The sequence below is a fragment of the Candidatus Methylomirabilota bacterium genome, assembly GCA_035709005.1.
Lineage (GTDB): Bacteria > Methylomirabilota > Methylomirabilia > Rokubacteriales > CSP1-6 > 40CM-4-69-5.
This window is the reverse complement of record DASTFB010000012.1, coordinates 1-20,254: the sequence shown is the minus strand read 5'-3', so window position 1 is coordinate 20,254 and position 20,254 is coordinate 1. Positions and strand designations below refer to the sequence as shown.

The window sequence follows — 20,254 nt, the reverse complement described above, 5'->3', positions numbered from 1 at the left end:
TGCGGCTGTCAGTCCTCGAGGGCCCAGAGCTTCGGCGGCGTGCCCGTGAACCCGAGCTCGCTCCAGCGACGGGCCACCGACTCGTAGACGGAGCGGCTGACCTTCGTGCGCTTGGAGAACTGCTTGATGTACCGGTGCTCCATGCAGGCGTTGATCAGCGCCTTCGAGCCGTAGGGCCGTTCCTCCGGCGGGTTCTGGGTGGGATCGAGCCAGGTCGACCACGTGGATCGCAGGATGTCGATGTCCTCGACCGGATTGCAGCGCGTGGCCATGGCCCACAGCACCTGGTTCATGTTCGAGGGATCGACGTCCTCGTCGACGGCGACGATCCACTTCGCGAAGTAGGCGCCGCCCGGACACTGCGCGGCCAGGGCCAGCGCCTGGGGGGCGTGGCCGGCATAGCGCTGCTCCAGCGAGACGATCGTCATGCCCCAGCCCCCCGCGGCGGCGGGATGGCAGTAGACACCCTGGATGCCCGGCACGCCCAGGCGATCGAGGTCGTTCCAGATCTTGGCCGACCGGGCGATGGAGTAGAGCAGGCTCGTCTCGTTCGCCGGATAGTCGGCCATGAGCGCGTGCGTGAGGATGGGCTCGTCGCGGTGGTGAATGGCCTTCACTTCCACGACGAAGGCGAAGTCCTCGGGCCGGCCGTAGTAGCCGGTGAACTCGCCGAAGGGCCCCTCGCGCTTGAGGGCCTCGGGATGCACGACCCCCTCGATCACGATCTCGGCGCGCGCCGGGTACGGCACCCCGCCCGCCTGACCCTTGCAGAGCTCCACGGGCCGGCCGGCGATCCCGCCGATGAAGTCCAGCTCGGAGACCGTCTTGGGAAACGTGAGCGAGGCCGCGATGAACATGGCCGGGTCCACGCCCCACGCCGCGACGACCTCGCAGGGCTCCCCCCGGCTCCAGTACCGCTCGATGTGCAGGCGCGCGTCCTTGCCCGGCGACAGGTACAGGCCGACGTGCTTGCCGTCGTGGACCATCTGGCGGTAGCAGCCCACGTTCAGCCAGCCGGCGTCCGGATCGCGCGTGATGACGGCGTCGCCGGTGCCGATGTACGGGCCGCCGTCGCGCGGCCAGTGGCGGCCGGCCGGGAAGATCATGACGTCGACGTCGTCGCCATAGATGTGGTTGGCGTTCACGGGCGCCTGGCTGGGGTCGAGGAAGACCGGCGCCAGGCTCTGCGTGAACCGGCTCTTGCAGCGGCGGATGAGCTCCATCACCGGCAGGCCGGTCGGCTCCCCGATGGCGAGGGCGAAGCGGTCGGTGCTGGAGCCGATCAGGTTCCACAGGGCGCGGAAGCCTGGCCGGCAGCCCTCGATGCTCTCGAACAGCGGCGCCGGCGCGTTGGGCGTCTGGTGGGCCATGTACGTGATGGCGCCCATCTCGTCCCGGGCGACCGGCTGCCGGATGCGCTGGATCTGGCCGATCGCCTCGGCCCGGGCTATCCACTCCCGCAGATCGCGCGGGACATCGACCGTGCTGCGCTCTTCCATGCCGCCGCCTCCCTTGAGGCTCCTACGGATACGTCGCTACCGCGGCGGCGTCAAGTGGCGGCTGTCGTCCTTGCCCGCACCAGCGGAGACACGCTATAGTCGCCGGCGCCAGGAACGAAAGGGGGCGGTCTTCATCGTCCTCACGCAGTCACTCGGATCCGTTGTCGGAAGCCGCCTCCCCCTGTTATTTCAACCCAAGTGCGCCGGGATACGCTGCGCGATCGGGCAGCCTATCCAGAGCGTCTTAAACGCGGTCCTGTTGGGCAACGCGCTAAATCGGCAGGCCGAAATGCACTTCTCGTCCAGTTGGCCGCCCGAGATAGGCCGCCGGAACTCGCGGCGCTTGTGGTGTTATGCAGATCAGCCTATCCCGGCGTCGAATTCTAGTTCGACGAAAACTCAGATCAGCGGGAGACGGAGATTCATGGACGGCTCCACGGCGTCTTGGCATGTTCGACCGCCCATCCTGAGGTTCGCCGTTGCGCTATCACTGGCGCTCGGCATCTTCGTGGCTCCCCTACTGGCCGTAGCGCAACCCGGCCAGAAGGTGTTTCGGCTCGGTTTCCTCGCGGTAGCAAGTCGGACACCCGACGGTGCGCCCCCCGGCCCGCTCCGCGAGGCGTTGCGCGGTCTCGGCTATGTCGAGGGCAAGAACATCGTGTACGAAGCCCGCTTTGCGGAGGGCTTTGTGGAGCGACTGCCGGGCCTGGCCGCCGAGCTCGTGCGACTCAAGATGGACGTGATCGCGACGAATGGCGGGCCGGCGACGGTGGCGGCGAAGCAAGCGACCTCCTCGATTCCGATCATCATGGCGACGTTTGCCGGAGACGCGGTGGAGACTGGGCTGATAGCCAGCCTCGCGCGTCCCGGTGCGAATGTGACTGGGTTGACCGACGAATCGATTCAGCTCAGCGGCAAGCGTATGGAACTCCTGAAGGAAGCATTGCCGACGGCGCGTGTAATTGCCATCCTCTGGAACGCAAACGATCAAGGGATGACACTTCGTTACCGTGAGATTGAAAAGGCCGCGCGCACCCTCAGGGTGGAGGTGCAAGCCCTTGGGCTGCGGGGGCCCGATGACTTCGCCGAGGTGTTTTCTGCGATGGCGCGCCGTCGTCCAGACGCCATGTTCCTGGTGGCAGACGGGCTTACCACTACGAATCGCAAGCGGGTTGTCGAGTTCGCGACCAGCCACCGCATTCCCGCCATGTATGAATGGAACTTCATCGTCCGGGAGGGTGGGCTGATGTCCTACGGAGTCAGCGTGGAAGACACTTACCGAACGGCGGCACGTTACATTGATCGGATCTTCAAAGGCGCCAACCCGGCCGGCGTGCCCGCGGAACAGCCGACGAGATACTATCTCACCGTCAATCGTAAGACGGCCGCGACGCTGGGATTAACCCTGCCCCAATCGCTGCTGCTCAGGACAGACGAGATCGTCGAGTGAGCCGCGCTCGTCGAACAAGCCGCTTCAGCGGACCGGCTGCGCCGGCCGCTGAGCGCTGCGTTCGGCTTCGGGAACTCTCGAGGGGAAGTGGTTACGGTGAGGCCGACCCAGAGGAAAGTTCGGTGATAGGAGGTGGGATGGTTACTCGCAAGGAATTTATGCCTGTCGTCGTCGTCCTCGTCCTCGGCGTACTCACTGCCGGGCCTGCCACTGAGGCACAGCCGAAGACAGCCCGGGTAGGGTATCTTGAGTTCGGATCGGCGGCCCCCGGTACACCGCACCTGGAGGCGTTTCGCCGAGGGCTTCGCGAGTACGGTTGGATCGACGGCCAGAACATGGTCATTGAGGTTCGATACGCCGAGGGACGGCAGGGTCGGCTCCCCGAGCTTGCGGCTGATCTGGTACGCCTCAAGGTTGACATTATCTTCGCCTCGACGACGCCATCAGCGCTGGCAGCCAAGCAAGCCACCACGACGATTCCGATCGTCATCGGATTTGTCGCCGATCCGGTCGGGAGTGGACTCGTCCCTCGCTTGGCGCGCCCCGGGGGCAACATCACGGGCTGGACACACCTCGCAGGCGTGGAGTTGAATGCGAAACGCCTTGAGATCCTCAAGGAGGCGGTGCCCGAAGCCGCTCGGATTGCTGCCCTCTGGAACCCCGCCAACCCGATACATGGACCGAGTTTGAAGGTGATCGAAGCCGCAGCGCGGCGGCTCAAGGTACAGCTTCATGCGATGGCGGTGCGGGACCCCCAAGACCTCCAGGGTGCTTTTTCGGCGATGACCCAAGAGCGCGTGCAAGCTCTCACGGTACCTCCGGACGGGATGTTCCTGGCTCATCAAGCACGGATCATCGACCTCGCCGCGACGTACCGAATCCCGGCGATGTACGGAGTCAGGGAACTCGCCGGGGCTGGTGGTCTGATGGCCTATGGAGTGAATTTGCCAGAGATGTACCGGCATGGGGCGTTGTTTGTGGACAGGATCCTGAAGGGCGCCAAGCCTGGCGACCTCCCCGTGGAGCAACCGACGAAGTTTGAGCTGATCATCAACCTCACCACCGCCAAGGCCCTCGGCTTGCCGATTCCACAATCGCTCTTGATTCGGGCGGACCAGCTGATCGATTGATCGCCCTTTTGCGAATGATGTGGCGGAACCGAACCCTAACTCGGGCATGCAGCCGACGCGCTACGCGCGCGGCTGATGCCCAGCGTTATCCGTACCAGAGTTGGCGGACTCAGGAGAACGTAAGGAACGCTAGCGATTGCTGATCCCGAATGCGGATCGTGCAGTTGTCGAACCGGCAAAGCTGCATGACTACCTGCTCTCACGCGGTCATCCCGTGGGGCGGTTCAAAGCCGCCTTCTTTCAGTCACTTGGCTACTCATCTCAAAATTAGAGGCAGCTCGAGGCAGACCTCCGTAGCCAGCACCTCTCCAAGGAAGCGACGGCCGACGAACCGACTCGATACGGGCAGAAATACGTGGTCCGCGCTACTCTGGTTGGGCCAGCCGGCGCCCCGGCGGCCCTCGTGAGCGTCTGGGTCATTCGCGCCGGTGAGGACTTCGCCAGGTTCGTGACGGCGTATCCGGAGGCCGGAAGATGACGTATCGCGTTTTGGACACCATCGTTCTCGACCGGGACGTACCCGAGTATGGGCTGCGGAAGGGCGATCTGGGCGCGGTGGTGGAGGTCTATGAGCCCGACGGGCTCGAGGTGGAGTTTGTGACCGCGTCTGGCAGGACAGCAGCGCTCCTTACGCTGGGCGTCCGGGACGTCCGCGCGGTAGCTGACGACGATCTCGTCGCCGTCAGAACGTGCCGACGCTCGGCTTGAGATCGACGGATAACCACGCATTCCACCTGCCGGCCGGGGCAGAACAGAGCGGGAGGATGCTCGTCCCATTCACTCGCGAGCACCCGGAATTGACGCTGGCCGATGCCTATGAAATCCAAGCGCGTGTCGCAGCGCTGAAGAGTCGTTCAGGTCTTCGCCACGTCGGATGGAAAACCGCGTTCACCAATCCGATAATCCGCGAGCGGTTTCAAGCTCGTGAGCCAACGCGGGGTCACCCCTTCGAGACCGCTCTGGCCGCCAGCGAGGTATCCCTATCCGGCGGGCCCGATTTCCTCGTGGAGCCGGAGGTGACCTTCTCCCTTGCCCACGAGGTTTCCGGGCCAGGTCTCACCGAATCCGCCATCCTCTCAGCTACGGGAGGGCTCGGCGCCTCCCTGGAGCTCGCCAGGACTCGCTTCAGCGGAGGATGGAAGCTGGAGGATGTTACGGCTGACAATGCCGCGGCGGCGTACATGGTGGTCTCGCCTTCGGTGATGACGCCTGCCGACGTCGGCGATCTCGCGTCAATCACAGTCGTGCTCGAAAAGAACGGCGAGGTTGTCGCAATGGCACGGGCTCAGAAGTCTTGGGCGGGCCGGCAAAGGCGGTTGCGTGGTTGGCGAATCAACTCGCCGCGACGGGACTGAAGCTCACAGGCGGGCAGATGATCCTTTCGGGGAGCTTCACCCTTCCGATCGCCGCACGCGCCGGTGATCGTGTCGTCGCCCGGTTCGACCGCCTTGGGACGATCGAAGTCAGGATCGAGCCGTGACGTGACAGTGATGGCGCCGTGTCCGAGGCTCGAACGCACAGATGACGGATAACTTCGCAATCGAGCGGACGCGCTTCGCGCGCATGGCACGCCGCAATGCGCGAGCGTACCTGTATAAGGACAAGGTGCGCCTTAAGAAGTACTTCTACGTGCTCCGTCCCTTGTTGGCGATAAAACACATTGAAGAAGGACTCGGTATACTTCCGGTGCGTTTTCAGGACCTAGTCGATTTGGTGGCGCCAACGCGAATCCGACAGGCCATATCGAATCTTCCCGAGTTAAAAGCGCAAACCTCGGAACTCGGTCTCGGTGATCCTATCCCCGAGATCGGTGAATTCATTGAGGGTGAATTGGAGCGCCACGGTGTGCGACCTTCTCCGGTCAGGGTCGGCCGGATCTGTTGGTAGGCAGCGATCTTCGTGCTCGATTGAACGATGTATTCCGGACCGCCTTAGCCGAAGGCGCTCAGCGTGCCACATAACAACCAGATGCAGCGGACATGTCAAAAGCGTCACGCCTTTTGCGAGGCGCAAAAGGCGCGCTGCTTTTCCCATGCCGCTGATCTGGGCCGTTAGAGGCGCAATGGCGGCCGAACAAAGGAGGAAGCCATGGCAGACGTGCGAATCATCATGAACAGCGGCGCCGAAGACGTTCTCCGAGAGGCGGCCGTCGCGGAGTTGAAGGGCCGCCTGCGCGGTCGACTCTTGCGCGCCGGCGACGACGGGTACGACGCAGCCCGCAAGATCTGGAATGGCATGATCGACAAGCGACCGGCGCTGATCGCCCGCTGTGCCGGGGCTGGCGATGTCATCACGTGTGTCAACTTCGCACGCGATCACGACGTGGTTCTGGCCGTTCGCGGCGGCGGCCACAATGTCGCGGGCAACGCCGCGTGCGACGCCGGCCTCATGATCGATCTCTCCGGGATGAAGAGCGTCCACGTCAATCCAGGCAGACGGACGGCCCGGGCCGAGGCCGGTGTGACGTGGGGCGAGTTCGATCACGAGACTCAGGTCTTCGGGCTGGCCACCACGGGTGGTCAGGTCTCCACGACCGGGGTCGCCGGCCTGACCCTCGGCGGCGGCTGGGGCTGGCTGGCCCGGAAGTACGGCCTGGCGAGCGATAACCTCATGTCCGTCGACATCGTCACCGCGGACGGGCAGCTTCGCACGGCTAGCGATTCCGAGAACGCAGACCTCTTCTGGGGCGTGCGCGGCGGGGGTGGCAACTTCGGCGTCGTCACCTCGTTCGAGTATCGGCTCCATCCCGTCGGTCCCGTAGTGGGCGGGTTCGTGTTCTATCCCTTCGCCATCGCCAGGGAGGTGCTCCAGCGGTACCGCGAGTTGACGCACACGGCTCCGGACGAACTGGCCGTCGATGCCGCCCTCCTCACGCTCCCAGACGGCGCGAAGGTCGCCGGGATCGCCGCGTGCTACTGCGGGCCCGTGGCCGAGGGCGAATGCCTGCTGGCGCCCTTGAAAAAGCTTGGCACGCCGGTCGTCGATCAGCTGGGGCCGACCTCATACACCGCGGTCCAGACGATGCTGGACGCCTCGTATCCATCCGGGATGCAGCACTACTGGAAGTCGAGTTTCCTTCACGATGTCGGCGACAACGCGATCGACACCATGATCGCCCATTGCACGGCGCTCGCCTCGCCGCTGTGCCATGCGCTACTTGAGTACCAGCTGGGCGGCGCGGTGGGACGGATCGATCGAGATACCACCGCGTTCGCGGCGCGCGATGCACAGCACGCGTTCGTCGCCCTCGGGCTGTGCACCGATCCCGCCGAGGCGAAGCGCTGCACGCAGTGGGCGCGTGACTTCTGGGAGGCCATGCAACCGTTCTCGACCGGCGGTGTGTACGTGAACTATCTGGGTCGCGAAGGGGACGAGGGGGCCGAGCGGGTCCGGGCAGCCTACGGCGCCGACAAATATCAGCGGCTACTCGCGTTGAAGGAGAAGTACGACCCCACGAACCTTTTCCGACTGAACCAGAACATCAAGCCGACGGTCGTCGCGCGGCAGTGGCAGTAAGCCGAGTAAACGGCGCACCGCGTCTCGTGCAATACGGTTGGATGTTGGATGGCCAATAGGCCGACTCAGGGGCCAGCTGCTTGCCGCTTTCGCTCCGCGATGCTCGGCCCAGTGCACGCGGATCGGGTCATCGACTGATCGGCGGTTGGGGCGCTGGTGGGCCATGCGCGGCCGCGTCAATTGGCGGCCGATGCCTTGTCTCCGCTCGGTCAGGAGGCTATAGTCCCGGGCAGCATGAGCCCCCATCCAGATCATGTCGAGCCCGAATAACGGGAGGAGACTCACATGACCCTTGATGGAAAGCACGCGCTGATTACTGGCGGTTCGCGCGGCATCGGGAGAGGGATCGTGCTGGCCTTGGCGGATCGACGCGTCAAGGTCGCGGTCCACTACTACCAGAACGATGTCGCCGCGAAAGAGACCCTCGCCGAAGTTCGCACGCGAAGCTCGACATCTTCGTGAGCAATGCGCGGCCCGAGGTACCGACCTTCTTTCAACCCCCCCTGGACATCACCCCGCAGCAGTGGGACACGGCGTTCGATTCTCAGGCCAAGGCGTTTCTCGTCGGCGTTCGGGAAGCGCTCCCGCTGATGCGCGACGGCGGTCGCATCTTCGCTATCACCTACGCCGCCGGGAGTCGAACCGGCGGCCTGCAGCCCTGGGTCGGCATGGGGTCGGCAAAGGCCGCACTGGAGTCTCTCGTGCGGTACTTCGCCGTCGCTGTCGCCAGGCGCAGGATCACCGTGAACGCCATCAGTCCGGCTTGGACGGAAGACAGCGTCTTGAACACATTGCCTGACCAGGCCCAGCAGCTGATCCGGAACTGGCACGTCCGGGGCTGGACACCGATGGGGCGCCTGGGGACACCGGCGGATGTGGGGAACGTCGTTGCCCTCTTTTGCTTGGACCAGGCCGAATGGATTACGGGCCAGGTCATTTGTGCGGACGGTGGCGCATCTTTGATGAATCCGGAGGTGCCGCCCGAAATACAGATCGGGTAGGCATGTCCCCCGCGACTGAGAGCTGCACAAACAACGTGAAGGGAGCCTGACATGAACGGATTGGCGTTCCGCGCTGTTGTCGTTGCGGTTCTCGTCGCCGCGCTCAGTGGCTGCGCTATGCGCGGCGGCGAGCCCGGCTGGATCACGTTCGTGGATGGCACCAAGGGGCTCGACAACTTCAACCGTGTCGGCGAAGCGAACTGGATGGGCACCGACGGCGCGATCCAGGCCACTCAGGGCGGCAAGACGCCCGCCTACCTGGTCTCAAAAAACTCGTACGGGGACTTCATGATGCGCGTGGAGTTCTGGGCCAGCGACGACGCCAACAGCGGCATCTTCATGCGCTGCCAGAATCCGGAAAAGATCACCGACGAGAGCTGCTACGAGGCCAACATCTTCGACCAGCGCCCGGACCCGACGTACGCCACCGGCGCCATCGTGAAGGTGGCTCCTGTCGCCGAACCCAGGCCGAAGGCGGGCGGCAAGTGGAACACGTACGAGATCACCATGCGCGGCCCGCATCTCGTGGTGGTCTTGAACGGGAAGAAGACCGTCGACATCCGGGACTCCAAGTTCACCAGCGGCCCGTTCGCGCTTCAGTGGGGTCGCGGCACCGTGAAGTTCCGCAAGGTCGAGCTCAGGCCCTTCTGAGCCGCGGACCGTCCGGCGGAATCGCCCGGGCCCGGCGTATCGCCGCCCAGATCGCCGCTGACGAGGCTGGCATCGGGATGTGCGCGACGCCGAGCGGCGCCAGCGCATCGGCGATGGCGCTGGCCACGACCGCCGGCGCCGGCGTCGTGCCGCCCTCGCCGCCAGCCTTCACGCCCAGGGGATTCGTCGGCGACGGCACCTCGTTCAGCAGGGTCGGGAACGAGGGCAGGTCGCCGGCGCGGGGCAGCGCGTAGTCCATCAGCGAGCCGGTGAGGGTCTGGCCGGTAGCGGGGTCGACCACGCAGGCCTCACCCAGCGCCTGGCCGAGCCCCTGCACGATGCCCCCGTGGGTCTGGCCCTCGACGATCATGGGGTTGACGGCTCGGCCCACGTCGTCGACCGCAGCATAGCGCGCCAGGCGGACGGCGCCGGTTTCCGGATCGACCTCCACCTCGCACACGTGGCAACCGTTCGGGAAGACGGGCTCGTGCATCTCGTTGTCGCGCGTCACCGTGAGCCCATCCGGCAGCTCGAACAGGCCGATGCCGCGGTCGGTGCCGGCGACGGTGAAGCGCCCGCGCGCGTAGCGCACGTCGGCCTCGGCGGCCTCCATGGCCTGGGCCGCCTCGCGCTTGCCCTCGGCAATCAAGTCCTCGGCGGCCAGCGCGATCACCGTGCCCGCCATGCGCATGGACCGGCCCGAATGGGTCCCGCCCCCGGCGCGGACCACATCGGTATCCCCCAGCACGATGCGGATCGCCGCGACGTCGAGCTCCAGGCGCTCGGCGGCGACCTGGGCGAAGCTCGTCTCATGCCCCTGCCCCGCCGACTGCGTGCCGATGACGACGTCCACGACGCCCTCGGGGCGCGCCGTCAGCCGGGCCTGCTCGCGCGGCGTGCCCACGGACGACTCGACGTAGTTGGCGAGCCCCCGGCCCAGCAACTGACCCCGCGCCTCGGCCTCGGCCCGGCGCTTGGCGAAGCCGTCCCAGTCGGCCAGGCGCATGGCCAGCGCCATGTTCTCGGCGTAGCGCCCGCTGTCGTAAACCATACCGAAGGGGTTGGTGTACGGCATCCGGCCGGCGTCGATCAGATTGCGTCGGCGTAGCTCGATGCGGTCGATGCCGGTCTGCGCGGCGGCCAGGTCGATCAGCCGCTCGATGGCGTAGGTCACCTCCGGTCGGCCGGAGGAGCGATAGGCTTGCGTCGGCACCGTGTGCGTGAACACGGCGCGCGAGCGCACCCGCGCCACCGGGATGTCGTAGTTGCCGGTCACCAGCGCGGAGCCCTTGCCAAGCGGCGAGAACGACACGGCGCGGGCGCCCACGTTGGAGACGTTGTCGGCGCTGAAGGCGAGGAAGCGGCCGTCGGCGTCGAGCGCCAGCTTCACGCGGGTCACCAGATCACGGCCCTGGTAGTCGCTCACCAGGGTCTCGGCCCGGGTGGCCGTGTACTTGACCGGGCGCCCGAGCTTGCGTGCCGCCCAGAGCACCAGGCCCGACTCGACATAGACGCGGTTCTTCGTCCCGAAGTTGCCGCCGACGTCGAGCGAGACGACGCGCAGCCGTTCAGGCGGCAGGCCGAGTACCTCGGCGATCTCGCGGCGCTGGCGGACCGCGCCGCCGCTCCCCGCGTAGAGAACGTAGCGGCCAGTGGTCGGATCGTACGCTCCCAGGGCGGCGCGCGGCTCGATCGGCGCGCCGGTCACGCGGCCCACGTGGAACTCCCGGGCCACCACGTGAGCCGCGCGGGCGAAGGCGGCGTCCACCGCCGCCTCGTCGCTGCCGAAGGCGCAATCCACGCAGACGTTGGTGGGCACTTCGTCCCACACCGCCGGCGCCCGGCCCTCGGCCGCTTCCGCCGTGTCGACGACGAACGGCAGCGGCTCCCACGTCACGCGCACGGCCTCGGCCGCGTCCGCCGCCTGGGCTCTCGTCTCGGCCACGACCATCGCGACCGCCTCGCCCACGTGGCGAGCCCGGTCGGCGGGCAGCAGCACGTGCGGGCCGAAGAAGATCGATCCGCCGTTCGGAGCGCGGAGCTTGAGATCGTAGCGGTTGGACGGCACCGGGTTGTGGGGGATCGCGCCCAGGCCGTCGGCGAGGACGTCGGCGCCCGTGAAGACCGCGAGCACGCCCGGCATCGTGCGGGCGCTCTCGGCATCAATGGTCACGATGCGGGCGTGCGGGTGCGGCGAGCGCACCATCGCCGCGTACGCCTGCCCGGGAAGCGAGAAGTCGTCGGTGAACCGCCCCTGCCCGCGCAGCAGGCGGCCGTCCTCCTTGCGCCTGAGCGGCTGGCCGATGCTCATGCCCGGATTGTAGCCGGCCGGCGTTCCTGTCGGGGCGGTCACCGAGCGCGCCGCCGGCAGGTCGGACCGTCCGGTCACGTCATCGGCGTGGACATCAGCCCGGAGATGCTGCGGCTGGCCCAGCGGCGGATGGACGCGGCCGTCCTGACCAAGGTCAGCCTCCGCCAGGGACGCGCCGAGAGCTTGCCGCTCGAGGATCGAGCCGTCGACGTGGTGCTCGCCTCGCTTAGCCTCATGTACGTGCTCGATCGCGCCGCGGCGGCGCGTGAGCTGGCGCGGGTGCTGCGGCCGCAGGGGCGGCTGGTCGCCGCCGTCTGGGCGGGACCAGAGAGCTGCGACATCGTGCTGTTTCAACAGACGGCGGGGCGCCTGGGCGGCCCTCCGCCCGTGCCCGGGGTTGGGCCAGGAGCCCTGGACGACCCCAGCCCCTTCCTGCAGCAGCTTGCCGATGCTGGCATCGAGGCCCGCGTCGAACGCGAAACGCTCGGCTTCGACTTCGAGACCTTCGCGGCGGCGTGGGACGTCCTGGCCGGGGTCACGACAGCTGACCTTCCGCCCGAACGCCAGCAGGAAGCAAAGGCGGAAGTCATGGCCACGATGTATCCCCAGGGCGACGGACCACGCCACTTCCGGAATGTCATTCAGTTCATCCTGGGCCGCGTCGTGTGATCGCGATGGCGTAGGGTTGACCCGATCGATCAACATGACTAACATGGCCACATGAAGAAGGCCAGAGTGGCCGAGCTGAAGAACGGTCTGTCGATGTATCTCGCTCACGTCAAGCGCGGAGGAACGGTGCTGGTGTTCGAGCGCGACCGCCCTGTGGCCTGCCTGGTGCCCGTCCAGGGACGTTCCATCGCGTCCAGCAACGACCGCCTGGCCCAGCTCGAGCGCCAGGGCATCGTCCGGCGAGGCTCCGGCGGCACGGCAAAGTGGTTACGGGGCTGGCGTCCGATTCGCGTGAAAGGTGGCGTGCTGAGAACCCTGCGGGCGGATCGGAAGTCGGGCTGGTGAGGTTCTGGGACACCTCGGCGCTCGTTCCGCTGGTCGTGGTCGAGCGACAAACACCACGTGTGCGCCGCTGGATGGCTGAGGACGACGACGTCGTCGTCTGGACGTTGGCGCGTGTCGAGCTGCTTTCCGCGCTCGCGCGCCGGCGACGAGAGGCCGGGGCCGCACCGGCGGCTCTCGTGGCGGCCCGGCGGGCGATCCTCGAGGTGTGGGAGCGATGGTCGGAGGTGAGCGCCCTCGACCTCGTGCGCCGCCAGGCTGAGCGCATCGTCGAGAGCCATCCCCTGCGGGCGGCGGATGCGCTCCAGATCGGAGCGGCTCTGGTGGCGGCGGGCGACGACCCGGAGTCACTGACCTTCGTGACGCTCGACGCCAATCAGGCCGAAGCCGCTGGCCGAGAAGGTTTGCTGGTCCTCGGTCCCTAACGCGTTCGGACCTTCACCCCCGCCCGCTCCTCCTGCAGCATGAAGGGCGCCGTGGAGTCCTTGTCCGCCATGCCGCGCACCATCGCCTCCACCATGGTCTGCTCGGCCAGCGACGCCATGGGCATGGGCACGTTGTACTGGCGGGCCAGCTCGGTGGCCAGGCCCAGATCCTTGCGGGCCAGCTTGAGCGCGAAGCGGACCGTGTCGAAGTCGCCCTTGAACACGACGTCCGGCAGCATGTGGCTGAGGGCCAGGCCCTGACCGAACGAGCCCCCCTTGACCGCCTGCAGCAGCGCCTCCGGCCGCACCCCCGCCTTGACGCCCAGCGTGAACCCTTCGGCGATGACCATGCGGCTGGCCATGCTGATCATGTTGTGGACCAGCTTGGCGATCGTGCCGCAACCGATCCCGCCCATGTAGCTGACGCTGTTGCCGATCGCCTGGAGCACGGGCTTGATCTTCTCGAACAGCGCCTCGTCGCCTCCGACCATCACTTGAAGCGTCGCCCGCTGGGCGCCGATCACGCCGCCGCTGACCGGCGCGTCCAGCATGTGAATATCCCGCTCCTGGAAGACGCCGTGCAGCTTGCGGATGACCGCCGGCGAGCCGGTCGAGAGGTCGGCGTAGATCGTGTCCCGACTGGCGCCGTGGACGATCCCGTCGGCGCCAACGGCGACGGCCTCCACCTCGGGCGGCCCGGGCAGCGAGGTCAGGACCAGCTCGACACCCTCGGCGGCGGCCCGGGGGCTCGACGCCCACTTGGCCCCGCGCTCGAGATGCGGCTTGGCCGCCTCCTGCCGGACGTCGTGCACTACCAGCGAATGGCCGGCCTTCATGAGGTTCAAGGCCATCGGCCCGCCCATGTTTCCCAACCCGATGAATCCGATGCGCATGTCGGCGCCTCCTCCCGGCGGCTGGCCTCTGCGGCCAGCCCGCGTTTGACAGCGTGCGGGACAGCATGATAGCCGCAAGCCAGGGACGGTGCTCACCCAAGGTGGCGCGGGAGGGACCCTGATGCTCGACGGCCTGGTCGACGTGGAGCGAGGGATCGTCAGCCGGGAGATCTTCGTGAGCGAGGAGCTCTACCGGCAGGAGCTGGAGCGGGTCTTCGCGCGGGCCTGGCTCTTCGTCGGCCACGAGAGCCAGGTCCGGCAGCCCGGAGACTTCTTCGTCTCGTCCATGGGCGAGGAGTCGGTCATCGTCTGCCGCGACGGTGCCGGCCGCGTCCGCGTGTTCCTCAACTCCTGCCGGCATCGGGGCATGAAGGTGTGCCGCTACGACGAAGGCCACACGGTCGAGTTCACCTGCCCCTACCACGGCTGGAGCTACGGGACCGACGGTGCGCTGGTCGGGGTGCCCTTCGCGAAGGACGCCTACGGGCCTCGGCTCGATCGGACCAGGTGGGGACTGGTCGAGGTCGCGCAGATGACGAACTACAAAGGCGCCCTCTGGGCGACCTGGGACCCCGAGGCCCCGGCCTTTCTCGACTACCTCGGCGGGTACAAGCTCTACCTCGACCTGCTGCTCGACGCCTGGGACGGCCGCGAGGGCGGCACCGAGGTGATCGGCGGTGTCCACAAGTGGCTCATTCCCTGTAACTGGAAGTTTCCCGCCGAGAACTTCTCGGGCGACCGCTATCACAACGTGAGCCACCGCTCGGTCGACCTGGTCGGCATCGGGCCCAGCGGCAAGGGCCGCCGGGACATGCAGGAACGGAATCAGGCGCGCTGGCTCGACGTCTCGTTTCCCGACCTCGGCCACTCGATGATCGTCTTCCTCCGGCCGCCCGATGCGCCGATCGCGCCGGCCTATCAGGACGCGCCGGACGTGGCCGAGTACTTCCGGCGCTGCGAGGAGGAGCGCCAGCGCCGGCGCGGGGCCCAGGCCCGCCTCTTCGGCGGCCCGGGCACCATCTTCCCCAACACGTCGCCTCTGGCCCGCCAGCCGCGCACGCTCGCCGTGTGGCATCCGCGGGGACCGCACCAGACGGAGGTGTGGCGCTGGTATCTCGTCGACGCCGACGCGCCGGCCGAGGTCAAGGACTTCCTGCGCCAGTACTACATCCGCTACTCGGGGCCGGCGGGGTTGACCGAGCAGGACGACATGGAAAACTGGAACTACGCCCACGGGGCCAGCCGGGGGACGATCGCCCGGCGCTACGCCTACAACTACGAGATGGGCCTGGGCCGGGCAACGGCGCGTTTCGAGGACCACGGCCTGGCGCTGCCCGGCGTCATCGCCGACGTGACGGAAGCCAACGCCAGCGAGCACAATCAGCGCGGCTTCTACGGGCGCTGGCGCCAGCTCATGGAGGCGGCGAGCTGGAAGGAGCTGGCCGCGCCGTGAACGCCCCCGTCAGCCCGGAGCTCGCCCGGTTCCTCCTCAAGCAGGAGGTCGAGGAGTTCCTGTATCGGGAAGCCGAGCTCCTGGACGAGCGCCGGTACGAGGAGTGGCTCGCCCTCTTCACCGAGGACGCGCGGTACTGGATGCCGATGCGCCGCAACGTCCCCGCCGGCGAGGGCGGCCGGGAGTTCACGCGGGAGGGGACGGACGTCAACTGGTTCGACGAGGGCAAGGCGACGCTGGGCCGCCGGGTCGGCCAGCTCCGCACCGGCGTGCACTGGGCGGAGGAGCCACCCTCCCGGATCTGTCACATGATCGCCAACGTCCAGATCCTGTCGGCGCAACCGGCGGGCCCGTCGCCGACCGAAGTCGGCGTCAAGAGCCGGTTCCTGATCTATCGCAACCGCGTGGAGACCGAGACCGATGTGCTCGTCGGCAAGCGGGAGGATCTGCTGCGGCGGGTGGACGGCCGCTGGCAGATCGCCCGACGCAAGATCATCCTCGACCAGAGCGTGCTGCTGACGAAGAATCTCACCTTTTTCTTCTGATCAAGGAGAAGCCATGAAAGGGCTCGTCCAGGCTCGTGGGCGCGCTCACCCCGTTCTGGATCCTCTACGCCCTGCACGACGCGATGGTGAAACCCCTTCACCGCGGAGGATGTCAAGTTCAGCTTCCACCGGGCGAAAAGCAAGCTCGTCCAGGGCAGCCCTGCCCATCGCGCCGGATCCCTACGATCCGGCGCGGGCTAAGAAGCTCCTGGCGGAGGCCGGCTATCCCAACGGCTTCGACGGCGGCGAGGGCATCAAGATGCGGATGCGGCCGATGGAGCGCGCGGCCTACTACTCGGCCCTGCTGACGAAGAACTGAAAGGGGTCTGCGTCTGCACCAGCGCGCTCTACGGCAACGCGGCGTCGCGGATGTCGGAGGTGTACCCGTCGACCGGAACCTACGCGTACGGTGGTTACCCGGACATCGATGCGCTCTACCAGCAGCAGGGCCGGGAGGCCGACAAGAAGAAGCGGGAGGCGCTCCTGCACCAGATCCAGAAGCTCGTCCACGAGCGGGTGCGGATCGCGCCGATCTACCAGTACATCTGGCCCAGCGGGGTCGGGCCGCGGGTGGAAGAGCCCGCGCTCATGCTGATCAACCCGTACCCCTGGTCGGCGCCGCTGGAAGAGGTGCGGCTCAAGAAGCCCTGAGCACCCGCCCGGGCAGCGCCCCCGTGTGCTTGCCGTGGTCCAGCACCAGCTGGCCTCCGACGATGACGTAGTCCACGCCGTGGGCGCCCTGCACGCGCCGCGGCGTGCCGTTGGGGCCGTCGTGCGTGATCTCGTCGTCCATCACGCCGATCCGGGCCAGATCGAACACCATGAGGTCGGCGACCATCCCCTCGGCCACCCAGCCACGGTCGCGAAGGCCCATGATGCGCGCCGGCTGGAACGTGAAGCGTCGCACCGCCTCCTCCAGCGTTAGATATTGCCGCTCTCGGACCCATTCCCCGAGCACGTAGCTCGACTCCCCCGCCGTGCAGGGGTTGGTGTTCAGATGGGCGCCGGCGTCGGTCTGCGACGGCAGGGCGTGGCCCGTCTTGACGAACTCGGCCAGCTCGCGCTCCTGCTCGGCGGACCGCGTCACCAGCTGGAACTCCGTCTCCAGTCGCTCGGCGACGGCGAGATCCAGCATGACGTCGGCCACGTGCTTGCCCTCGGTCTCGGCGATCTCCACGAGCCGCCGGCCTTCCAGCGGGCGGTGCTCGGCCCGGGCCACCGTCTTGACGATGATGGACGCCCAGGGTACGAACCGGCCCGGCACCCCCGGCCGCCGCCGCTGGCGCTGCATGGCCTGCTCACGCAGCGCGGGCCGGCGGGCGGGATCGGCCAGCGCGGCCAGCCGCTCCTCGAACGGCTTGGCCATGACCACGTCCCAGCCGTCGAGGTTGCTGAAGAACGTGCTCTTCTTCAGCGTGAACTTCGGATTGAAGGGGATGGCGCGCAGCAGCGCCGTGAGCTGGGCGCCTTCCCGGGTGGCGTCTTCCACGAAGCCCCGCGCGTCGGCGTCGAAGGTCAGGAAGAAGACCCGCCGGCCGCTCGTCACCGCTACCTCGCGCAGGTGCGCGCGGTCGCTCTCGCCGGGCTTGCCGGCCCCCGGCGGCAGGATCTCGATGATGCCCCGGTTGAACTCGCCCAGGGTCCGTCCCAGCGCCAGGCGCTCGGCGTCGTCGGCGAGCCGCGTGGGCACGGGCTCGCCCTTGGGCCCGGCGTGGGTGGGCGACACCGTGGTGCTCCACCCCCAGGCGCCGGCCTGCAGCGAGGCCTGCAGCAGGCGCTGCATCTCGGCGACCTCGTCCGGCGTGGCCGCGCGGTCCCAGGCGGCCTGGCCCATCGCGCTCAGCCGCAGGGGGTTGTGGCCGACCAGCGGCATCAGGTTGAGCCCCAGCCCCACGTCGATGGCGCGCAGGTACTCGTCGAAGCTCTCCCACTCCCAGCGGAGCACGCTGGCCAGCGACCGTACGGGAATGTCCTCGACACAGCAGAAGGTCGCCAGCATGGCGTCGCGGTGCTCGGGGCGGAGGGGGGCCAGCGTGAGCCCGCAGTTGCCCATGAGGACCGAGGTGACGCCGTGCCAGATGGACGAGGTGCACAGGCGGTCCCAGTAGGGCTGCGCGTCGTAGTGGGTGTGCAGGTCGATCACGCCGGGCGCCACGAACAGCCCGTCGGCGTGGAGCGTGGTCTCGGCCACGCCGCTGACCTTGCCGATCTCCGCGATGCGGCCATCCTTCACCGCCACGTCCGCGCGGTAGCGGGAGAAGCCCGTGCCGTCGACCACCATCCCGTTCTTGATGACCAGGTCGTAGGCCATGCTCAGTTCCCCCCGAGCTTGTACAGGCGGGCGCAGTTGTCCCAGAGGATCTTCCGCTTGCTGTCGGCCGGGATCGGGACGTCGGCCAGGAAACCGTCGATGGCGTGCGGGAACCGCGAGTCGTCGTGGGGCCAGTCGGTGGACAGCACAAGAGTGTCGTCGCCCAGCTCGGCCACCACATACTTGACCAGCTCTTCCTCGGGCTCGGCCGAGATGAAGCACTGGCGGTGGAAGAGCTCCGAGGGCTTGGCGTCCTGCTGGAACCGCTCCTGATCGCCCCAGGCCTCCCAGCGCTCGTCCAGGGCCCACAGCCACCAGGGCAGCCAGCCACAGTTGCCCTCCAGGAAGGCCATCCGCAGCCGGGGGAAGCGGGAGAGGACGCCGCCCGTCACCACAGCCCCCAGCGTGAGCATCATCTCCACGGGCTGGCCGCAGGCGTGGCTGAGGACGAGGTTGTCCAGGTAGCGCTTGGCCAGGTGCTCGGCGTACACCGCGTGGTTGCCGTGAAAGGACACCGCGACGTCCATCTCCTGGGCCGCCGCCCACAGGGGGTCGTAGTAGCGGTCGTAGATGGGACGGTTGTTGACGAGGTGGGAGGGCAGCACCAGGGTGATGGCGCCCAGCTCGCGCACGCCGAAGCGGGCCTCGGCCACCGCCAGGTCGATATCCTGAAGGGGCACCAGGGCCGAAGGCTTGAGACGCTCCGGGCTCTCCTGGCAGAAGTCGGCGATCCAGCGGTTCCAGGCCCGGCTCATGGCCGCCGCGAACGCCGGCTCCAGGCCGTCGATGTTGATCGCCTGGGTCGCCCACGTCCGGAAGAGAATGCCGATGTCGATGCCCTCGATGTCCATGGCCTCGAGCGCCTCTTTGGGCAGCGTGCCCCGATGCAGGCGCTCGGCGCCCGGGCGGCGATAACGGAACGACCACGCGCGCTGTCGCTCCGGCCGGTCGGCGTAGGGCGGCAGGACCTTGCCGTCCACATGGGCGCGCACCGCGCCGTAGTCGCCCGGAACGGTGACGATCCGGCCCCGGAACTTGGGATCGAGATAATCCTCCCAGAGACTGCGGGGCTCGATCACGTGGAGATCGCTGTCGATGACGCGGAACCCTTGCTTGGCCATGGCCTACCTCCGCGGGCTATCTGGCCGGTACTATCCCATGCCGGCGCGGGGCGGGGCAAATGGGGCTTCGCCCGGTGGCGGGCCGGGCCGCGATTGACAAGGAATGGACTGATACACAAAATGATCCCACCTTGGACGGCAGCTTCTTCGAGCGGCCGATCCTCAACTCGCCATACGAGTACCCCGCCCGCCACTGGGAGCTCGACGCGGACGGCCAGCCTACCGGGCGGCTCATCGAATCTCGGCGTGAAGCGCGGTTCATCACCCCGATCCCCAGGCCGAAGAAACACAAGCGCCGTACCGGACAGGAGCGCCTTGTCTTTGACGAGGGCGCAGGCGTGTCGACTGCTACACAGCAGTACGATCCCACTCCCCTCATCAACGAGCTGCGCCGCCGCGTCGATCAGTGGCGTGCCATCGGCAACCCGAGCCACTGGGGTGTGACGCCCGAGACGGCCAGGCTGCTCCAGCACTGGCGGCACCACGAGTTCGCCGGCATCCGGCCCTTCTTCTGCCAGATCGAGGCCGTCGAGGCGGTGATCTGGCTGACGGAGGTAGCGCCGAGCGAGCGCGCCGGCAAGGGGTTCCTGGAGCACCTGACCAACGCCAACAACGACGCCAATCCAGAGCTGATGCGGCTCGCGCTCAAGCTGGCCACCGGCGCCGGCAAGACGACCGTCATGGCCATGCTCATCGCCTGGCAGACCATCAACGCTGTCCGGCGCTCGCAGAGCAGGCGCACCGCCAGGTTCACCGACGAGTCGACGCTGATGCTGACGCCAGACCTGGTCGGGCCCACAATCACCCGGAACGCCGGCATCATCGGCGAGGCCGTCGATCTGAGCCTGGACCACCTGGAAGATACCCGGACGTCCACGCTGCTCTTTCACCTGACGCAGCGGCTGCTCTACACGAAGTGGCGCGATGCGGGCGAGGC

20 protein-coding genes and 1 pseudogene are annotated in these 20,254 nt (G+C 67.5%); 16 read left to right on the top strand and 5 right to left on the bottom strand.

From position 1 onward, the window contains the following. Positions 1–8 precede the first annotated feature (8 nt). The gene (locus tag VFR64_02315) at positions 9–1,499 is read right to left on the bottom strand and encodes a UbiD family decarboxylase (GenBank protein HET9488579.1); all 1,491 of its coding nucleotides are present in this window, start codon (positions 1,497–1,499) and stop codon (positions 9–11) included. 424 nt (positions 1,500–1,923) lie between these two features. Here VFR64_02315 and VFR64_02310 point away from each other — a divergent pair, with 424 nt between their 5' ends. The 8 genes and pseudogenes from VFR64_02310 to VFR64_02275 all read left to right on the top strand — a co-directional run bounded on the left by VFR64_02310 (position 1,924) and on the right by VFR64_02275 (position 9,247). Beyond that, a complete protein-coding gene (locus tag VFR64_02310) occupies positions 1,924–2,949 on the top strand; it encodes an ABC transporter substrate-binding protein (GenBank protein HET9488578.1) in 1,026 nt (341 codons plus the stop codon). A gap of 137 nt (positions 2,950–3,086) precedes the next feature. Continuing rightward, positions 3,087–4,079, top strand: coding sequence for an ABC transporter substrate-binding protein (locus tag VFR64_02305; protein HET9488577.1), 993 nt, complete (start codon positions 3,087–3,089; stop codon positions 4,077–4,079). A gap of 474 nt (positions 4,080–4,553) precedes the next feature. Beyond that, positions 4,554–4,787 carry a DUF4926 domain-containing protein gene (locus VFR64_02300; GenBank protein HET9488576.1) on the top strand — a complete coding sequence of 78 codons (234 nt, stop codon included), beginning with the start codon at positions 4,554–4,556 and terminating at the stop codon, positions 4,785–4,787. Between the two features lie 56 nt (positions 4,788–4,843). Next, positions 4,844–5,434, top strand: coding sequence for a hypothetical protein (locus VFR64_02295; protein ID HET9488575.1), 591 nt, complete (start codon positions 4,844–4,846; stop codon positions 5,432–5,434). A 166-nt stretch (positions 5,435–5,600) separates the two neighbouring features. Further along, a complete protein-coding gene (locus VFR64_02290; GenBank protein HET9488574.1) occupies positions 5,601–5,966 on the top strand; it encodes a nucleotidyltransferase domain-containing protein in 366 nt (121 codons plus the stop codon). Positions 5,967–6,167: 201 nt separating this feature from the next. Next, positions 6,168–7,595, top strand: coding sequence for an FAD-binding oxidoreductase (locus VFR64_02285; protein ID HET9488573.1), 1,428 nt, complete (start codon positions 6,168–6,170; stop codon positions 7,593–7,595). A 285-nt stretch (positions 7,596–7,880) separates the two neighbouring features. Beyond that, positions 7,881–8,596 (top strand): annotated as a pseudogene (locus tag VFR64_02280) (SDR family oxidoreductase). 51 nt (positions 8,597–8,647) lie between these two features. Beyond that, positions 8,648–9,247: a DUF1080 domain-containing protein gene (locus VFR64_02275; protein ID HET9488572.1), complete on the top strand. Its 600-nt coding sequence runs from the start codon at positions 8,648–8,650 to the stop codon at positions 9,245–9,247. Here the strand turns inward: VFR64_02275 and VFR64_02270 are convergent. After that, complete coding sequence (locus VFR64_02270; protein ID HET9488571.1) at positions 9,234–11,636, bottom strand: xanthine dehydrogenase family protein molybdopterin-binding subunit; 2,403 nt, start codon at positions 11,634–11,636, stop codon at positions 9,234–9,236. The genes VFR64_02275 and VFR64_02270 overlap by 14 nt on opposite strands. A 9-nt stretch (positions 11,637–11,645) precedes the next feature. Here VFR64_02270 and VFR64_02265 point away from each other — a divergent pair, with 9 nt between their 5' ends. From VFR64_02265 to VFR64_02255, 3 genes are read left to right on the top strand one after another with little or no spacing between them, the layout of a single operon-like run. Beyond that, positions 11,646–12,227: a methyltransferase domain-containing protein gene (locus VFR64_02265; GenBank protein HET9488570.1), complete on the top strand. Its 582-nt coding sequence runs from the start codon at positions 11,646–11,648 to the stop codon at positions 12,225–12,227. Positions 12,228–12,278: 51 nt separating this feature from the next. Then, complete coding sequence (locus VFR64_02260) at positions 12,279–12,572, top strand: hypothetical protein (GenBank protein ID HET9488569.1); 294 nt, start codon at positions 12,279–12,281, stop codon at positions 12,570–12,572. Further along, positions 12,569–12,994 (top strand): type II toxin-antitoxin system VapC family toxin, encoded by a 426-nt coding sequence (locus VFR64_02255; GenBank protein ID HET9488568.1) that lies wholly within the window; start codon positions 12,569–12,571, stop codon positions 12,992–12,994. Before VFR64_02260 ends, VFR64_02255 begins: the two co-directional genes overlap by 4 nt. On the opposite strand, the gene VFR64_02250 is transcribed toward VFR64_02255, so the two are convergent. After that, positions 12,991–13,887, bottom strand: coding sequence for an NAD(P)-dependent oxidoreductase (locus VFR64_02250; protein ID HET9488567.1), 897 nt, complete (start codon positions 13,885–13,887; stop codon positions 12,991–12,993). The genes VFR64_02255 and VFR64_02250 overlap by 4 nt on opposite strands. A 121-nt stretch (positions 13,888–14,008) precedes the next feature. Here VFR64_02250 and VFR64_02245 point away from each other — a divergent pair, with 121 nt between their 5' ends. The 4 genes from VFR64_02245 to VFR64_02230 all read left to right on the top strand — a co-directional run bounded on the left by VFR64_02245 (position 14,009) and on the right by VFR64_02230 (position 16,536). Next, positions 14,009–15,340, top strand: a complete 1,332-nt coding sequence (locus VFR64_02245; GenBank protein ID HET9488566.1) for an aromatic ring-hydroxylating dioxygenase subunit alpha — start codon at positions 14,009–14,011, stop codon at positions 15,338–15,340. Beyond that, positions 15,337–15,885, top strand: a complete 549-nt coding sequence (locus VFR64_02240; GenBank protein ID HET9488565.1) for a 3-phenylpropionate/cinnamic acid dioxygenase subunit beta — start codon at positions 15,337–15,339, stop codon at positions 15,883–15,885. Before VFR64_02245 ends, VFR64_02240 begins: the two co-directional genes overlap by 4 nt. A gap of 109 nt (positions 15,886–15,994) precedes the next feature. Then, complete coding sequence (locus VFR64_02235) at positions 15,995–16,204, top strand: hypothetical protein (GenBank protein HET9488564.1); 210 nt, start codon at positions 15,995–15,997, stop codon at positions 16,202–16,204. A 50-nt stretch (positions 16,205–16,254) separates the two neighbouring features. After that, on the top strand, positions 16,255–16,536 hold the full coding sequence (locus VFR64_02230; GenBank protein HET9488563.1) for a hypothetical protein: 282 nt from the start codon (positions 16,255–16,257) through the stop codon (positions 16,534–16,536). Here VFR64_02230 and VFR64_02225 read toward each other — a convergent pair. Beyond that, positions 16,523–18,196, bottom strand: coding sequence for an amidohydrolase family protein (locus tag VFR64_02225; protein HET9488562.1), 1,674 nt, complete (start codon positions 18,194–18,196; stop codon positions 16,523–16,525). The two genes, VFR64_02230 and VFR64_02225, sit on opposite strands and share 14 nt — an antisense overlap. A 2-nt stretch (positions 18,197–18,198) precedes the next feature. Next, the gene (locus VFR64_02220) at positions 18,199–19,317 is read right to left on the bottom strand and encodes an amidohydrolase family protein (protein ID HET9488561.1); all 1,119 of its coding nucleotides are present in this window, start codon (positions 19,315–19,317) and stop codon (positions 18,199–18,201) included. A 131-nt stretch (positions 19,318–19,448) separates the two neighbouring features. Here VFR64_02220 and VFR64_02215 point away from each other — a divergent pair. Continuing rightward, positions 19,449–20,254: hypothetical protein (locus VFR64_02215; GenBank protein ID HET9488560.1), on the top strand; the 806-nt coding region annotated here is incomplete at its 3' end.